Here is a 16,534-nt window from a genome sequence, read left to right on the forward strand (position 1 = left end):
GATCAAAGATGAATGACGGCCAGGTCCAACCGGCCGTAATCGCCTTCGCTATGCTCTGTTCTCGGTGGTACATGGTGGGTTTTCATCACCTGATCCCCTTGAAGGGTTTCCAGGTGAATGTCGAAGCCCCAGAGGCGATGCAGGTGTTTGAGCACTTCCTCGGTGGATTCGCCCAGCGGTTTTCGGTCGTGTTGCTGGTGACGCAGGGTCAGCGAGCGGTCGCCGCGACGGTCAATGCTGTAGATCTGGATGTTGGGCTCGCGATTCCCCAGGTTGTACTGTGCAGCCAGCGTTTCGCGAATAGTCTTATATCCCGGCTCGTCATGAATGGCCGGAACCAGCAGATCATCCTTCTGGTCGTCGTCGAGAATGCTGAACAACTTCAGGTCGCGGATCACCTTGGGTGACAGGTACTGCAGAATGAAGCTCTCATCCTTGAAGCTGCTCATGGCGAACTTGATGCTCGACAGCCAGTCGGTGCCAGCAACGTCGGGGAACCAGCGGTAATCCTCTTCCGTCGGACTTTCACACATGCGCCGGATGTCCCGATACATGGCGAACCCCAGTGCATAAGGGTTGATGCCGCTGTAGTAAGGACTGTCGAAGCCCGGCTGCATGACCACGCTGGTGTGCGAGGTCAGAAACTCCATCATGAAGCCGTCGGTGACCAGGCCTTCGTCATACAGGTCGTTCATCAGCGTGTAATGCCAGAACGTGGCCCATCCTTCATTCATCACTTGAGTCTGGCGTTGGGGGTAAAAGTACTGCGCGATCTTGCGCACGATACGCACGATTTCCCGTTGCCATGGCTCCAGCAACGGAGCGTGTTTTTCGATGAAGTACAGGATGTTTTCCTGAGGTTCGGCGGGGAAGCGCGCGTTATCCTTGTCGCTGTACTTATCCGCGCCTTTGGGAATGGTGCGCCACAGGTCGTTGATCTGCTTCTGCAAATGCTCTTCGCGATCCTTTTGCCGGCGACGCTCTTCCTCGGCGGAAATCGGGTAAGGGCGTTTGTAGCGGTCAACACCGTAGTTCATCAGCGCATGGCAGGAGTCCAGCAGGTCCTCCACCGCATCGATGCCATGTCGTTCTTCACACTGCATGATGTACTGCTTGGCAAATACCAGGTAGTCGATGATCGAACTGGCGTCGGTCCAGGTGCGAAATAGGTAGTTGCCTTTAAAGAAGCTGTTGTGCCCGTAACAGGCATGCGCCACCACCAGGGCCTGCATGCAGATGGTGTTTTCTTCCATCAGGTAGGCGATGCAAGGGTCGGAGTTGATCACGATCTCGTAGGCGAGGCCCATCTGGCCGCGCGAGTAAGACTTCTCGGTGCTAAGGAAGTGTTTGCCGTAGGACCAGTGGTGATACCCCAGCGGCATGCCGACGGAGGCATAGGCATCCATCATCTGTTCAGCGGTGATCACTTCAATCTGATTAGGGTAGGTGTCGAGCGCGTAGCGAGCCGCGATACGACTGATTTCGCGGTCGTAGGCCTGGATCAGCTCGAACGTCCATTCAGAGCCGGTGGAAATGGGTTGGCGCTTCTGCTCTTTGGCGGTCATGTCACTAACCTGCGCTGGAAGAGTTCACGGAAGACCGGATAGATATCCCCGGCCGAGACCAGTTGTTGCTGGGCAAAAGTGTCAGAAAAGGCATCGGCGATTCGTTCGTATTCAAACCACAGGGCCTGATGTTCGCGCGGGGTGATCTCAACGTAAGTGTAGTACTGCACAAACGGCATGATTTGGTTAATCAGGATGTCGCGGCAGATCGGCGAATCGTCGTTCCAGTTATCGCCGTCGGACGCCTGGGCAGCGTAGATGTTCCATTCATTGCTGGGATAGCGTTCAGCCATGATTTCCTGCATCAATTTCAACGCGCTGGAAACAATGGTGCCGCCCGTTTCGCGGGAGTAGAAAAACTCTTCCTCGTCCACTTCCCGGGCGCTGGTGTGGTGGCGAATGAACACGACGTCGATCTTGTCGTAGTTACGTTTAAGAAACAGGTACAACAGGATAAAAAAGCGCTTGGCGATGTCCTTGGTTGCCTGGGTCATCGACCCGGAAACGTCCATCAGGCAGAACATGACGGCTTTGGAGCTGGGATTGGGTTGTTTGATCAGCAAGTTGTATTTGAGGTCGAAGGTGTCGAGGAACGGAACGCGATGAATGCGCGCACTGAGCTTCTCGATTTCCGCTTCGATTTCCTGGATGTCGCCGAAGTTATCCGGTTCATCCCGTTTGAGTCGCAGCAGTTCCTCTTTGGCTTCGCGCAGTTTCGCCCGACTGCTGCCGGACAGGGCGATACGCCGCGCATGGGCTGAACGCAAGGTGCGGATAATGTTGATCCGCGACGGATTGCCCTCGTTACTGATGCCCGCGCGAACGGTCTTGAACGTGTCAGTGCCGGTCAGGTTGCGCTTGACCAGGTTAGGCAGTTCCAGGTCTTCGAACATGAATTCAAGGAACTCTTCCTGAGTGATCTGGAAGACAAACTCGTCCATGCCTTCGCCGGAGTTACCGGCCTTGCCTGGACCTCTGCCGCCGCCACCTCCGGGCGGACGGGCGATGTGCTCGCCGCTGGTGAATTCCTTGTTTCCGGGGTGCACGACGGTCTGTTTGCCGCCGCGACCATGGTGAAGCACCGGCTCATCGATGTCGCGGCCGGGGATGCTGATCTGTTCGCCGTGTTCCATATCGGTAATGGAGCGCCGGCTGACCGCCTCTTCGACGGCCTTCTTGATGTGATCACGGTATCGCCGCAGGAAGCGCTGACGGTTCACCGTGCTCTTGTTCTTGCCATTGAGACGTCGGTCGATCACATAGCTCATAGGTGGCCCTCCGGGCAGCTTCAAGTTGTGAGCTGCAAGCTGCAAGAACAAGCAGTTACCCAGATACCAGGGTTTACGCGCTTTGTTCTCGCCGCTTGTGGCTTGTAGCTTGCGGCTGCTTCACTGCGATTTCCGGACCCGAAGGTACCATTCGGAAAGAAGCCGTACCTGTTTGTCGGTGTAGCCCCGCTCGACCATCCGTGTGACGAAATCGTTGTGCTTCTGCTGGTCCTCTTTGCTGGCCTTGGCGTTGAAGCTGATGACCGGCAGGAGGTCCTCGGTGTTGGAGAACATTTTCTTCTCGATGACCACCCGCAGTTTTTCGTAGCTGAGCCAGGTCGGATTTTTGCCATTGTTGTTGGCGCGGGCACGCAGCACGAAGTTAACGATTTCGTTGCGGAAATCCTTAGGATTGCTGATACCAGCCGGTTTTTCGATTTTCTCCAGTTCTTCGTTCAACGCTACGCGGTTGAGGATTTCGCCAGTTTCCGGGTCGCGGTATTCCTGGTCCTGGATCCAGAAGTCGGCGTACAGCACATAACGATCGAAGATGTTCTGGCCGTACTCGCTGTAGGACTCGAGGTAGGCGGTTTGGATCTCCTTGCCGATGAATTCGATGTAGCGCGGTGCGAGGTATTCCTTGAGAAAGCGCAGATAACGTTCGCGGGTTTCTGCCTGGAATTGCTCCTGTTCGATCTGCTGTTCCAGCACGTACAGCAAATGCACTGGATTGGCGGCGATTTCATGCGGATCAAAGTTGAAGACCTTCGACAGGATTTTGAAGGCGAAGCGAGTCGAAAGACCATTCATACCCTCGTCGACACCGGCGTTGTCGCGGTATTCCTGGATCGACTTGGCTTTCGGATCGGTATCCTTGAGGTTTTCGCCGTCATACACGCGCATCTTCGAATAGATGTTCGAGTTTTCCGGCTCCTTGAGGCGCGAGAGCACGGTGAACTGGGCGAGCATTTTCAAGGTGTCGGGCGCGCAATGGGCTTTTGCCAGAGAGCTGTTGAACAACAGTTTGTCGTAAATCTTCACCTCATCGCTGACCCGCAGGCAGTAAGGGACCTTGACGATGTAGATCCGGTCGATGAAGGCTTCGTTGTTCTTGTTGTTACGGAAAGTGTGCCATTCCGATTCGTTGGAGTGAGCGAGCAGGATCCCGGTAAAGGGTATCGCCCCCAAGCCTTCGGTACTGTTGTAGTTGCCTTCCTGAGTGGCGGTCAGCAATGGGTGCAGCACCTTGATCGGTGCCTTGAACATTTCGACGAATTCCATCAGGCCCTGGTTGGCCCGGCACAGTGCGCCCGAGTAGCTATAGGCGTCGGCGTCGTTCTGTGGGTATTCCTCCAGCTTGCGGATATCGACCTTGCCCACCAGTGCGGAGATGTCCTGGTTGTTTTCATCTCCCGGCTCGGTTTTGGCCACGGCGATCTGGTTAAGGATCGACGGATAGAGTTTCACCACGCGGAACTGGCTGATGTCGCCGCCGAACTCGGCAAGGCGTTTGGTGGCCCATGGCGACATGATGGTGTTGAGATAGCGCCGCGGAATGCCGAAGTCTTCTTCGAGGATCGCGCCATCTTCAGTGGCGTTGAACAAACCCAGAGGCGATTCGAAAACCGGCGAGCCTTTGATCGCGTAGAAGGGCACCTTCTCGATCAGTTGTTTGAGCTTTTCAGCCAGAGATGATTTACCGCCACCGACGGGGCCGAGCAGATAGAGGATCTGTTTCTTTTCTTCCAGACCCTGAGCGGCATGGCGGAAATACGACACGATCTGGTCGATGCATTCTTCCATCCCGTGGAAGTCCTCAAAGGCCGGATAGCGACGGATCACCTTGTTGGAAAAGATTCGCGAAAGCCTCGAATTGGCCGAGGTGTCGAGCAGCTCCGGTTCTCCGATGGCCAGCAACAGACGCTCGGCGGCGGAAACGTAGGCGCTGCGGTCCTTTTTGCACAACTCAAGATACTCTTGCAGCGAGAGCTCTTCCTGGCGTGTGGACTCGAAGCGTTGTTGGAAGTGGCTAAAGATACTCATGACGTCACCTCGCTCGATACGTGGAGCCGACGCCGGATCACTCAGTCGATGCTGGCAGCAACCGAACAGGCAGTCGCTGTTTACCCCCCAGAACTCTCCCGGAGCTGACAACTCCGAAAGCTACTCCCGATGATCCGCGCGCCGGTGTACCGGCTCTCCCCTGTTTTGGATGGCCTGCGCTTAAGGATAGTTGGGAATTCGGGAGGTAAAGGAGAGATACGTAATTAGTTGTGGCAGACCGTTCGTCTGCCACCGCCATAGCCCGCGGGGGCCGGGGCTTGCGCATTACAAAAAAATTATTCGCAAGCGCTTTGCGCCGTTTCCGAAGGATAAGTCGTACGCCACAGCTCAAAACCGCCGTCCATGCTGTAGACATCGGAGAAACCCTGGCTGATCAGGTAGGCGGCCGCGCCCTGGCTGGAATTGCCGTGATAACAGACCACGACCGTCGGTGCGTCCAGATCGGCGCCCTGAATGAAAGTGTGCAGGGAGTGGTTGTCCAGATGCTTCGAGCCGCTGATGTGCAGCGCGGCAAACGTTGCCGGGTCTCGAACATCGACCACGACTGCGCCGTGCTTGCGCAGGGCCTGGGCCTGCTCTGGGGGGATACGTTTGAATTCGCTCATGGCGGGCTCCTGTGGCTCGGCTGAAAGCGCAGTCTAGCGCTGGGCGCCGACGGGTGCTTGTTCGGAAATAGGCGGTACGACTGGCGGCAAGGTGCGGCCATGGTCATCGCATTTGCATTGCAGGCGCTCAAGGGTATCGACGTTCATCAGGGTCATTGATCCGCCCCAGACACAACCGGTGTCGAGCGCGAAAATACCCGGCTCGCTGCATTGGCCTTCAAGCGCGGCCCAGTGGCCGAAGATGATTTTCACGCCCTTGGTCTTGCGTTCCTTGTAGCTGAACCACGGCGCGTAACCCGGCGGCGCAGTGTCGGCGCCTTCCTTGCCCTTGAGATCGAGTTTGCCTTCGCTGGTGCAGAAACGCATGCGGGTGAAATAGTTGGTGATCACACGCAGGCGGGTCACGCCTTTAAGGTCACTGTCCCACTTCAGCGGCTCGTTGCCGTACATGCCATCAAGGTAGGGGGCAAAACGGTTGTCGTCGCGCAAGGCCTCTTCGACTTCGGCAGCGCATTTCAAGGCTTTGCGCAAAGACCATTGTGGCGGTATGCCGGCGTGGACCAGGGCGATGTTGCGCTGCTCGTCGTAATGCATGAGCTTTTGCTGGCGCACCCACTCCAGCAATTCTGCGCGATCCGGTGCTTCGAGAATTTCGCGCAGGGTATCGCCTTTCTTCAAGCGTTCGATGTTATGCCCGGCGGCTAACAGATGCAGATCGTGGTTGCCGAGCACGCACACCAGCGATTCGCGGAGGCTATAGAGAAAACGCAGGGTTTCCAGCGACTGCGGGCCACGGTTGACCAGATCACCCACCAGCCACAGTCTGTCTCGGGCAGGGTCGAAGGTGACTTGCTCGAGCAGGCATTTCAGCGGTTCGAGGCAACCTTGCAGGTCACCGACGGCGTACGTCGCCATCAGTGCAGGGCTCCGGGCACCGCCAGACGAAATGGAGCGATGGTGGCGTCGAAGTGCTTGCCGTCGTCGGCAATCATTTGATAGGAGCCTTGCATGGTGCCGACCTTGGTCGTCATCACAGTGCCGCTGCTGTAGGTGTGAATTTCGCCAGCCTGAATCAACGGCTGCAAGCCCACGACGCCGGCACCGCGCACTTCTTCGACATGCCCGTCACCGTCAGTGATCACCCAGTGCCGCGACAACAGCTTGGCGGGTAACTCGCCTTTGTTGTGCACGGTGATGGTGTAGGCGAAAGCAAAGCGGTTCTGCTCGGGTTGCGATTGTTCTGCCAGATAGCGGGTGACGACGCTGACGTCGACCTGATAACGAGGATCGGACATGCAAGAGGCCTTAAAAACGAAGCGGGACGCGGGGCGTAACTGATGGAATTCAGTCTAGGCCAAGTACCGGGTAGTAAACCAGACATGGGCGCTGGTGTACTACCCGATAACGCTTGTCGTCTGTCAGTCCGCGGCGGGCGTCTGTAGGACTTGTTCGCTGAGCTTGTCGGCCAAGCGCACGAAGGCGGCCAGATCGAGTTGCTCTGGACGCAGGCTGCCGTCGACACCGGCCGCGGTGATCTCATCGTTGCTTAGCAGCAACTTGAGGGTGTTGCGCAAGGTCTTGCGGCGCTGGTTGAAAGCTTCGCGCACGACGCGCTCCAGCAGTTTGTGATCCTTGGCCGGGTGCGGCAGCACGTCGTGAGGGACCAGGCGTACGATGGCCGAGTCGACTTTCGGCGGCGGATTGAATGCGCCCGGACCCACATTGAACAGGTGCTCTACGCGGCAGTGGTATTGAACCATGATCGACAGGCGACCCCAGTCACCGCCACCAGGACCGGCCGCCAGACGTTCGACCACTTCCTTTTGCAGCATGAAGTGCATGTCGCGGATGATGCTGGCGTTGTTCAGCAGGTGAAAAATCAGCGGCGTGGAGATGTTGTACGGCAGGTTGCCCACCACACGCAGGCTGTGCGGCGCCGCGTTCAGGCTGTTGAAGTCGAACTTCAGTGCATCGCCCTGGTGCAGGTTGAAGTTGCTCATGCCGGCGAACTGTTGGTTGAGGATCGGGATCAGGTCCTTGTCCAGTTCCACCACGTCAAGTTGAGCGCCGCTGTTGAGCAGGCCTTGAGTCAGTGCGCCCTGGCCCGGACCGATTTCCAGGAGGCGGTCTTCAGGTTTGGCGCGGATGGCGCGCAGGATGCGGTCGATAACGCCGGCATCATGCAGGAAATTCTGGCCAAAGCGTTTGCGCGCCTTGTGTTGGTAATGCTCGGTCATAAACGGGTCTCGGCCATCTGGTAGGCGGTTTCCAGGGCGACTTGCAGGCTGCCGGTGTCGATTTTTCCGCTACCGGCCAAATCCAGGGCAGTGCCGTGGTCGACCGATGTGCGGATGATCGGCAAGCCGAGGGTCACGTTGACTGCCGCGCCGAAGCCTTTGTATTTCAGCACCGGCAGGCCCTGGTCGTGGTACATCGCCAGCACTGCGTCGCAGTGCTCCAGATATTTGGGGGTAAACAGAGTGTCGGCGGGCAGGGGACCGCGAAGGTCCATACCTTCACCGCGCAGGCGCTCTAATGTGGGTTCGATGATGTCAATTTCTTCATGGCCCAGGTGGCCACCTTCACCGGCATGGGGATTAAGTCCGCACACCAGAATGCGGGGCTGGGCGATGCCGAATTTTTGCTGCAGGTCAGCATGCAGAATCCGCGTGACCCGTTCCAGGCGCTCTGGCGTGATCGCATCGGCAATCTCCCGAAGAGGCAGGTGAGTGGTCACCAGTGCCACGCGCAAACCGCGTGTTGCGAGCATCATCACTACTTGCGCGGTGTGCGTCAGGTCAGCGAGAAATTCGGTGTGACCGGAGAAGGCGATGCCTGATTCATTGATCACCCCCTTGTGCACAGGGGCTGTGATCATCCCGGCGAAGTGCCCGTCCATGCAGCCCTGGCCAGCGCGGGTCAAAGTTTCCAGGACGAAGGCAGCATTCGTCTTGTCGAGTTGACCGGCAACCACTGGCGCACTGAGCGGCGTATCCCAGACGTACAGGCCGTTGGCTGGCGCGGGTACGTCCGGCCAGGCGTCAGGCGTCACGGGCAACAAATCGACAACTACGCCCAGTTGCGCGGCCCGCTCGATGAGCAGGTCGCGGCTGGTAATGGCAATCAGGGGGTGTGGCTGGGCTTGCGAGGCGAGCAGCAGGCACAGGTCAGGACCTATGCCCGCCGGTTCGCCGGGTGTCAGCGCGAAACGTTTGGGTTTCACTGCGCTGCCTGGTCTGCACCAGGGAGTTTGATCTCTACATACGCTTCGTCACGAATCTGACGCAGCCAGGTTTGCAGCTCTTCGTCGTATTTGCGGTTACGCAGTACGGTCATTGCTTGCTGCTCACGAGCCTGGGTGGTGCTGTCGGTGGCGCGACGGCCAAGGACTTCGAGGACGTGCCAGCCATACTGAGTCTGAAACGGCTGGGACAGCTTGCCTTGTGGGGTCTTGGCCATCACTTCGCGGAACTCGGGTACCAGGGCGTTCGGATCGATCCAGTTCAAGTCGCCGCCGTTGAGGGCAGAACCAGGATCTTCCGAGTAGCTTTTCGCCAGATCGCCGAAGTCTTCGCCCGCTTGAATTCGAGTGTAGAGCGACTGTGCCAGCGCCTTGGTTTTGGCCTCGTCGCGGATCGGACTCGGTTTGACCAGGATATGACGTACGTGCACTTCGTCACGCGTCTGGGTCTCGCCGCCACGTTTGTCGAGAATCTTCAAGATAATGAAGCCGCCCGGCGTGCGCATTGGCTGGGTAATGTCGCCAACCGCCATGGTGCCCAGCATGCGATCGAACGGAGGTGGCAATTGAGCCGCTTTGCGCCAGCCCATGTCGCCGCCTTCCAGTGCGGTTTCGCTGGCGGACTTGGCAATTGCCAATTGACCGAAATCAGCGCCTTGCTTGAGTTGCTGATAAACGGCATCTGCCTGCTTCGCTGCACCCTGAATCGCGTCAGAATTGGCGCTTTCCGGCGTAGGAATCAGGATGTTGGCCAGGCGGAACTCTTCGGACAGCTGAATTTTGCCCAGGTCGGACGCGAGGAAATTCTTCACTTCCTGTTCCGACACCTGGATGCGCTCGGCCACACGACGTTGACGCACACGGCTGATGATCATTTCACGGCGAATCTGGTCGCGAGCGTCGTCGTAAGACAGGCCGTCGCGAGTCAGGGCAGTGCGGAATTGTTCGATCGACATGTTATTGCGCTGGGCAATGGTGCCGACTGCCTGGTTCAGTTCCTCATCGGTGATGCGAATGCCGGAGCGTTCGCCGATCTGCAATTGCAGGTTCTCGACGATCAGGCGCTCTAGCACCTGCTGATCCAGAACGCCGGCTGGCGGCGCGGCGGAACCGCGCTTGGCGATGGTTTGCTGAACTTCATGAACACGCTGGTCCAGTTGGCTCTGCATGACCACATCGTTGTCGACAATGGCCACCACTTTATCGATGGACTGTACCGCGGCATTCGCCGCAGTACCCAGGAACAGCGCGCCCAGCACTAGCGGGCGCAGACAATCAGAAAGCTTGGTCTTCACGTTCACGATAACCTTGGATGCCTTTGTCGAGGAAGCTCTCTACTTTGGCGCCGGTGAGGCCGCCGAGACCTTTCAGAACGATCTGTAGGAAGATGCCATGGTCGCCTTTTTCGTTTTGCGGAGCTTCCTGACTGAACTCGTCGTAGGAAACCCAGTAACGGTTGATCAGGCGCAGTTTCCAGCAGCAGTTGTCGTACTCGAAACCACCAAAGGCTTCCAGGGTACGGTTGCGGTTGTAGTCATACTGCCAGCGGCTGATGGCGTTCCATTGCGGCACGATCGGCCACATCACCGAGAAATCGTGCTGCTGGATCTTGTAGTAGTCCTTCACGTAGCCAGGTTGGCCTGGAGTGCCATAGTCACCCCCGCCCACCGACCATTGACCAGTAGTCTGGTCATAACGGACCTGGTCGTTGCGATAGCGATAGCCGGCGTTGATGATCTTGTTCGGATTATCTTCAGGCTGGTAGTGGAACATCGCGCTACCCGAACGCGGGCTGCGGCTGTCCGGGTCCCAGTTGTAATCAGCGGTCGTGCGCCAATCGCGGTTCCAGCGGTATTCGTATTCCAGCGCATACGGCGAAACGTCGGCTTGCGCGTCTTTGCGGGTTCTCTCATCGATACCCGGCAATTGGACTTTGCGATCCTTGAAGTACAGCGCCTGGCCGACGCTGATGCGTTGACGCTCGAAACCGTTTTCTTCGATCCAGCGGTTGGTCACACCCAGCGACAGTTTGTTCTCGTCGCCGACGCGGTCGGAGCCCGAGAAGCGGTTGTCGCGGAACAGCGATGCATAGTTGAAGGTGTATTCCCCGGTATCGAATACAGGAATGTCCTTCTGGTCCTCTTCAGGAACGTAGAGATAGAAGAGGCGCGGTTCCAGGGTCTGGCGATAGTTTTTGCCAAACCAAGTGGTATTGCGGTCGAAATACAGGCCGCTGTCGATGCTTGCAATCGGAACGCCGCGGCTCTGGTTGCTGCTGAACGTGCCATTGAGGCGGTCGCCTTCAGCACCCTGGCCAGCGATGTCAGTTTTACCCTTGCCGTCTAGATCCAGCTGATACTGGGTGTACTGATACTTGAGCGATGGCTTGATGAAACCATAGGTCCAGTCCAGTGGCAGGCTTACACCTGGCTTGACGTTGAGACGATCACCGTTGGCGCGCGCAAGACCGAACACATTGGTGTCCAGACGCGGCGTCAGGTTGCCATCTTCATCGGAGAACTGACCCTTTTCCAGGTCACGGTCAAACCGCACGATTTCTGTTTCGTAATCGAAATTCAAACCTTCCGGATGCGTAGGCAGCTGACCATTGAAGGTGATCTGCGGCAAACGATCATACGGCGTGATGTTCGACACGGTTGCCAACTGATACGCCTGGGCGTTCAAGCGAGCTGTGTAGCTGTCACCCCGATAGGTCACAGAACCCTGCTGATTGACGTAATCGGCGCTTTTTATACCGATCTGATCGGTCTGCAGATCCTGGAAGTAATACGGATCGCTGATCTTGGTGTAATCGACTTGCGTAAAGACGCGAGAGTCGAGACCGCCCTTGTGCTGCCAGTTGTACATGTAGCGGGTTTTTTCGTAGTCGGTCTGCTGGCTGCGGTCCGTGTTGTCATCGTTGAGGTACGCGGCACCGAACTGACCTTCGCTGGACTTGGTCAGGTAACGGAACTCGCCTTCCATCAACAAGCCGCGCTTGCTCATGTAGCGCGGGTACAACGTGGCATCGTAGTTCGGTGCCAGGTTGAAGTAATACGGTGTAACCAACAGGAAGCCGGTATCGCTGCCGGTGCCGATGGTCGGCGGCAGGAAGCCGGACTGACGACGGTCGTCGATCGGGAAATAAATATACGGCGTGTACAGAACCGGAATGTCCTTGACCCGCAGTGTCACGTTGGTCGCAGTACCGAAACCGGTGGCCGGGTTCAAGGTGATGTTGTTGCCCTTGAGCTGCCAGGCGTTGCTGTTCGGTTCACACGTGGTGTACGTGCCATCCTTGAGGCGGATGATCGCGTTCTCGGCGCGTTTGGCGTACAACGCGTTACCGCGGATACGGGATTTGTGCATCACGTATTCGGCGTTGTCGACCTTGGCTTCGCCGGTGTCGAGCTGCACTTCGGCGTGGTCGCCGACGATCAGCGCGCCGTTGTCGCGAATGCGCACGTTGCCGTCCAGCTCACCACGGCTTTCGGCCTGGTAAAGGTTGGCTTCGTCAGCTTCGGCCTGCATGCTGCCCTGGCGCAAGACGACGTCACCGGCCAAGGTAGCAATTTGCTCATCCTGCTTGTAGCGGGATGCCTTGGCGCCGACAAAGGTCGGAGCGTCACTTTTATTCGTCTTGTCATTCATGCCAGGACGAATCGGTTCGATATAGGAACCAGAGCAGTAAGGACCGGTTTCGGCCAATTGCGCGGCAGTCAGCTTCTCGCGCGGAACCCAGTCGAGGTGACTGTAGTCCTCGCTACGCGACTTCAGGCCGCGGCCTTTGGACTCGGTAACCAGTGCAGTCTTGGCACCAGTGTCTTCGCGGGTGCCGCCCTCGGCAGGCGTTTCACCGGTGGCGGAAACTGCGCTGCCGTCATGGACGGGACGCGGAGGCAATGCAGCCGCCGGCGTCTTGGGCGCACAGTTCCAGGCACCCGAAGCAGAGACTGAGCAGTCATACTGTTCCGCGGCTACCACGAACGAAGTGGCTAGGGGTTGCAGTGCCAGCAGACTGCCGGTAACCAACAACGGAAATTTTTTACGAAACGCGGGGGATTTCAATGCCATCTTATTAGTCCGGGCTTCCTGCGTGCCATCTGCCCGCGGTGTGGGCCGCACGCCTCTCGATGGTCTGAAAAAGATGCTGGATAATAAAGCATGACCCGCTTGACGGCTAGCGCCGTCGGAGACCCTTGCAATGCCTGACCAAGATGTACGTTTGCAACACCTGAAAGTTTGGCTCGATGAGCAGTTGGCAGTCCTCTTTGCAGAGCAAGGTTGGGGTGCCGTACCCCCGGCCACGTTGACCGCGGCCAGTAGTGACGCGAGTTTCCGGCGCTACTTCCGCTGGGAAGGCGAGGGCAGAAGTTTCGTTGTAATGGACGCGCCACCGCCCCAGGAAAACTGCAAACCCTTCGTGGATATCGCTTTTCTGCTGGCGAAATCCGGAATAAATGTTCCGAAAATTTATGCCGAAGACCTTGATCGTGGATTTCTTTTGCTCAATGACTTGGGCAACAAGACGTATCTGGACGTGATCGACAGCAAAAATGCCGACGATTTGTTCAAGGATGCCCTGCAAGCTCTGCTGGCTTTTCAGCAATTGCCGATGGTTGCACCACTGCCGGGTTACGACGTCGCGCTGCTACGTCGCGAGCTGGAACTGTTCCCCGAGTGGTACGTGAAGCGCGAGTTGGGCATCGAATTCGACACGGCGCAGCAAATACTTTGGCAGAACGTTACGCAGCTGCTGATCGACAGCGCGCTGGCGCAACCCAAAGTGCTGGTGCATCGCGACTACATGCCGCGCAATCTGATGCTCAGCGAGCCGAATCCTGGGGTGCTGGATTTTCAGGACGCCGTTTACGGCCCGGTGACTTACGACGTGACCTGCCTGTTCAAGGACGCTTTCCTGAGCTGGCCCGAGGAGCGTGTGCGTGGCTGGCTGGAAAATTACTGGCAACAGGCAGGCGCCCTCGGCATTGAGGTGCAACCGGATTTCGAAGACTTCCTGCGCGCGAGCGACCTGATGGGCGTGCAGCGTCACCTGAAAGTCATCGGTATCTTCGCCCGCATTTGCCACCGCGACGGCAAGCCGCGTTATCTGGCTGACGTACCGCGCTTCTTTGCTTATATAGAAGCCGTGATCGCCCGCCGTCCGGAACTGGCGGAACTGGATGTGTTGCTGCTGAGCCTGCGTGCTGGAGCGAATGCATGAAGGCAATGATATTGGCTGCGGGCAAGGGCGAGCGCATGCGCCCGCTGACCTTGACCACGCCTAAACCACTGGTACGTGCCGGCGGTGTACCGCTGATCGAGTACCACTTGAAGGCCCTGGCGATTGCCGGTTTTACCGAGATCGTGATCAATCACGCCTGGCTCGGTCTGCAGATCGAAGATTATCTGGGGGATGGCTCGCAATACGGCGTGCGGATTAAATACTCGCCGGAAGGTGAACCGCTGGAAACCGGCGGCGGAATCTTCGGTGCCTTGCCGTTGTTGGGCGACGATGCGTTCCTGGTGGTCAACGGTGATATCTGGACCGACTACGACTTCAGCGTATTGCATCAACCCATCAACGGTCTGGCGCATCTGGTGCTGGCGGATAACCCGCCGCACCATCCCGCCGGCGATTTCAGCCTGGTGGACGGGCAAGTGCACGATAGCCGGGCGGATACGTCGACTCTGACTTACAGCGGTATCGCGGTGTTGCATCCGCAGTTGTTCGACGGATGCTCGCCCGGGGCTTTCAAGCTTGCGCCGCTGCTGCGCAAAGCCATGGCTGACGGGCAAGTGACAGGGGAGCGGCTGAACGGTCGGTGGGTGGATGTCGGCACCCATGAGCGTTTGGCTGAAGTCGAAATACTGATTGAAGCGAGTCGCTGACATGCTGTGGCCAGGGACTCTGATAGGAGCCGGTGCGGGCTTTGCCATCGCCAGTATTCCAGGGGCCATGCTCGGCGCCTTGTTGGGACAGGCGCTGGATCGACGCCTCCAATTGCAGACGTGGGGACATTTGCGCGAAAAGCTCGGCGGCAAACCAATGCTGCGCAACGATGAACTGTTGTTCGTTTTGCTGGGGCGACTGGCCAAGAGCAACGGGCGAGTGGTGGACGGACACATCCACCAGGCGCGCCAGGAAATGCAGGCGCTGGACATGACCGACCCGGCAAAACAACGAGCGATCGCCGCGTTTAACCGCGGCAAGTCGGGCCATGACCGGTTACAGGGCTATCTGCGTCGTCTGAGTGTTCAACCCCATGCGGCCGAAGGCGTGTTGCGCGCCTGCTGGCGAATGATCTGGGCCGATGGTCGTGCCAGCACCGCCGAGCGGGCATTGATTGCCCAGTGGGGCAAATGGCTGGGTTGGAAGTCGTATCAGGTGCAGGCTCTGGCGGCTGACTACGAGCCGCAAAGACGATCGGTGGTAAGCAGTTCTGTCCTGTATCAGGAAGCATTGATGCTGCTGGGTGTAACGGCCTCCACCGAGCCGGCGCAGATCAAACGCGCCTATCGGCGCCTGCTCAGTCGTCACCACCCGGACAAGATTGCCGGCAGCGGCGCGACGGCGTTGCAGGTGCGAGAGGCGACGGACAAGACGCGGGAATTGCAGAGTGCGTACACGTTGATCCGTCAGCGGCGCAATTTTCGCTAGTCAGTGAGTGAGGCGTCGTCAGTGATGACGCCTTCGCTGGAAAGCCAGCTCCCACCTGTTGTGTGTTGTTTCATTGTCCAGGAACGACACACAACCTGTGGGAGCTGGCTTGCCAGCGAAGGGCGCGCCTCGGTCTATCAGTCCGCCACCGGCTGAGGATTCAACCAGCCCCGCACCCGGCGCACCAGCTGCTCTTGCTCGGCCTTGTCGTCCCCAGGCAATGCCTTCAACGACACCTGACTGAACGCCGAAGCCTTCAAGCGCTTGCTTGCCTGCAAGCGTTCCAGCGCCGCATTGCGATCCAGCGGTTTATCCATGTAGAAGATATCGACGGTCGGCAGTTTCAGGGTCGGTGTCAGTTCGGCCAGTTCAGGCTTGGCCGCAACGGGCGTCTGGGCAGCGACCATCGCGAACTTCTCGATTTGCGAGGGCTGTTTTTCGCTCAGATAACGCGCGGCCCAGTACGCGCCGGTGCCGTGACCCAATACAACGATGCTGCGGGCGCTCTGTTGTTCGGCGTAGGCAATGGCCGCATCGATGCGTGCGAAGATTCGTTCGGCATCGGCTTTGGCCTGTTCGTCGCTGGTTTCGGCGATGGCCTTGTCGGCCACTTCCGCTTCACCGCCAGCCGCCTGCTCGATGGGCGCGGCGGTCGTCGAGTCCTTGCTGCCGACCTCAGGCGCCTTAAGCGTTGGCGGGAGTTCGGTGACGCGAGGTGCAATGGCATCGCTTTGCAGATCGGGCAAGGTGATACTCAGGCTGCTCCACTTGGCGTCCGGCAGTTTGCGCCGCAATGGACTTATAGCTTGCGGCCAGTCAACGGTTTCACCGGCACCCGGGATGATAATCACCGCACCTTTGGGGTCTGCGGTGTTCGCCGGTTTCCACAAGGCCAGAAACGTATCGCTGCCCGCTTGCAGTTGTTGCTGTTCCTGAACAGGGATTTTTCGCTCAAGTGCTGTCGCCTCTTCCTGACTACGCTCAAGCAACGGCTGACGTTCCACCGGTTTTTCGTCAACGGGCTTTTCCACAGGGGCGTTTGCGGCGACAGCGGCCTCGACAGAAAAGGCGCAAGGCAGGATCAGCGACAGGCACAATGCTGGCAGCGCCAGGCGGTAGACAAGGGGCAT

General features: G+C 58.1%; 14 protein-coding genes. 3 read left to right on the top strand and 11 right to left on the bottom strand.

Features of this window, described 5'->3' with window-relative positions; translation table 11 throughout:
* Window positions 1-2: 2 nt before the first annotated feature.
* The 10 genes from ACYZT4_RS23555 to ACYZT4_RS23600 form a co-directional block, all read right to left on the bottom strand.
* Complete coding sequence (locus ACYZT4_RS23555; protein WP_461983217.1) at window positions 3-1,565, bottom strand: SpoVR family protein; 1,563 nt, start codon at window positions 1,563-1,565, stop codon at window positions 3-5.
* A complete protein-coding gene (locus ACYZT4_RS23560) occupies window positions 1,562-2,833 on the bottom strand; it encodes a YeaH/YhbH family protein (RefSeq protein ID WP_461983218.1) in 1,272 nt (423 codons plus the stop codon). Before ACYZT4_RS23560 ends, ACYZT4_RS23555 begins: the two co-directional genes overlap by 4 nt.
* 120 nt (window positions 2,834-2,953) lie before the next feature.
* Entirely contained in the window at window positions 2,954-4,876 is a 1,923-nt protein-coding gene (locus tag ACYZT4_RS23565) for a PrkA family serine protein kinase (RefSeq protein ID WP_461983219.1), read from the bottom strand.
* 296 nt (window positions 4,877-5,172) lie between these two features.
* Window positions 5,173-5,502, bottom strand: a complete 330-nt coding sequence (gene glpE, locus ACYZT4_RS23570) for a thiosulfate sulfurtransferase GlpE (protein ID WP_461983220.1) — start codon at window positions 5,500-5,502, stop codon at window positions 5,173-5,175.
* A 33-nt stretch (window positions 5,503-5,535) separates the two neighbouring features.
* Window positions 5,536-6,417 (bottom strand): symmetrical bis(5'-nucleosyl)-tetraphosphatase, encoded by an 882-nt coding sequence (locus tag ACYZT4_RS23575; RefSeq protein ID WP_461983221.1) that lies wholly within the window; start codon window positions 6,415-6,417, stop codon window positions 5,536-5,538.
* Window positions 6,417-6,797, bottom strand: a complete 381-nt coding sequence (gene apaG / locus ACYZT4_RS23580) for a Co2+/Mg2+ efflux protein ApaG (RefSeq protein ID WP_461983222.1) — start codon at window positions 6,795-6,797, stop codon at window positions 6,417-6,419. The genes ACYZT4_RS23575 and apaG overlap by 1 nt, the downstream gene beginning before the upstream one ends.
* A gap of 123 nt (window positions 6,798-6,920) precedes the next feature.
* The gene (gene rsmA / locus ACYZT4_RS23585; protein WP_461983223.1) at window positions 6,921-7,739 is read right to left on the bottom strand and encodes a 16S rRNA (adenine(1518)-N(6)/adenine(1519)-N(6))-dimethyltransferase RsmA; all 819 of its coding nucleotides are present in this window, start codon (window positions 7,737-7,739) and stop codon (window positions 6,921-6,923) included.
* A complete protein-coding gene (gene pdxA, locus ACYZT4_RS23590; protein WP_461983224.1) occupies window positions 7,736-8,725 on the bottom strand; it encodes a 4-hydroxythreonine-4-phosphate dehydrogenase PdxA in 990 nt (329 codons plus the stop codon). The genes rsmA and pdxA overlap by 4 nt, the downstream gene beginning before the upstream one ends.
* Window positions 8,722-10,038, bottom strand: a complete 1,317-nt coding sequence (surA, locus tag ACYZT4_RS23595) for a peptidylprolyl isomerase SurA (protein ID WP_461983225.1) — start codon at window positions 10,036-10,038, stop codon at window positions 8,722-8,724. Before surA ends, pdxA begins: the two co-directional genes overlap by 4 nt.
* Window positions 10,019-12,817 (bottom strand): LPS-assembly protein LptD, encoded by a 2,799-nt coding sequence (locus tag ACYZT4_RS23600; protein WP_461983226.1) that lies wholly within the window; start codon window positions 12,815-12,817, stop codon window positions 10,019-10,021. The genes surA and ACYZT4_RS23600 overlap by 20 nt, the downstream gene beginning before the upstream one ends.
* A gap of 130 nt (window positions 12,818-12,947) precedes the next feature.
* Here ACYZT4_RS23600 and ACYZT4_RS23605 point away from each other — a divergent pair, with 130 nt between their 5' ends.
* From ACYZT4_RS23605 to ACYZT4_RS23615, 3 genes are read left to right on the top strand one after another with little or no spacing between them, the layout of a single operon-like run.
* Window positions 12,948-13,967, top strand: a complete 1,020-nt coding sequence (locus tag ACYZT4_RS23605; protein ID WP_461983227.1) for an aminoglycoside phosphotransferase family protein — start codon at window positions 12,948-12,950, stop codon at window positions 13,965-13,967.
* Window positions 13,964-14,635 carry an N-acetylmuramate alpha-1-phosphate uridylyltransferase MurU gene (gene murU, locus ACYZT4_RS23610; RefSeq protein WP_461983228.1) on the top strand — a complete coding sequence of 224 codons (672 nt, stop codon included), beginning with the start codon at window positions 13,964-13,966 and terminating at the stop codon, window positions 14,633-14,635. Before ACYZT4_RS23605 ends, murU begins: the two co-directional genes overlap by 4 nt.
* Window position 14,636: 1 nt before the next feature.
* A complete protein-coding gene (locus ACYZT4_RS23615; RefSeq protein WP_461983229.1) occupies window positions 14,637-15,404 on the top strand; it encodes a DnaJ domain-containing protein in 768 nt (255 codons plus the stop codon).
* Window positions 15,405-15,541: 137 nt separating this feature from the next.
* Here ACYZT4_RS23615 and ACYZT4_RS23620 read toward each other — a convergent pair whose 3' ends face one another.
* Window positions 15,542-16,534, bottom strand: coding sequence for an alpha/beta hydrolase family protein (locus ACYZT4_RS23620; protein WP_461983230.1), 993 nt, complete (start codon window positions 16,532-16,534; stop codon window positions 15,542-15,544).

The organism is Pseudomonas sp. GB2N2 (assembly GCF_054897705.1).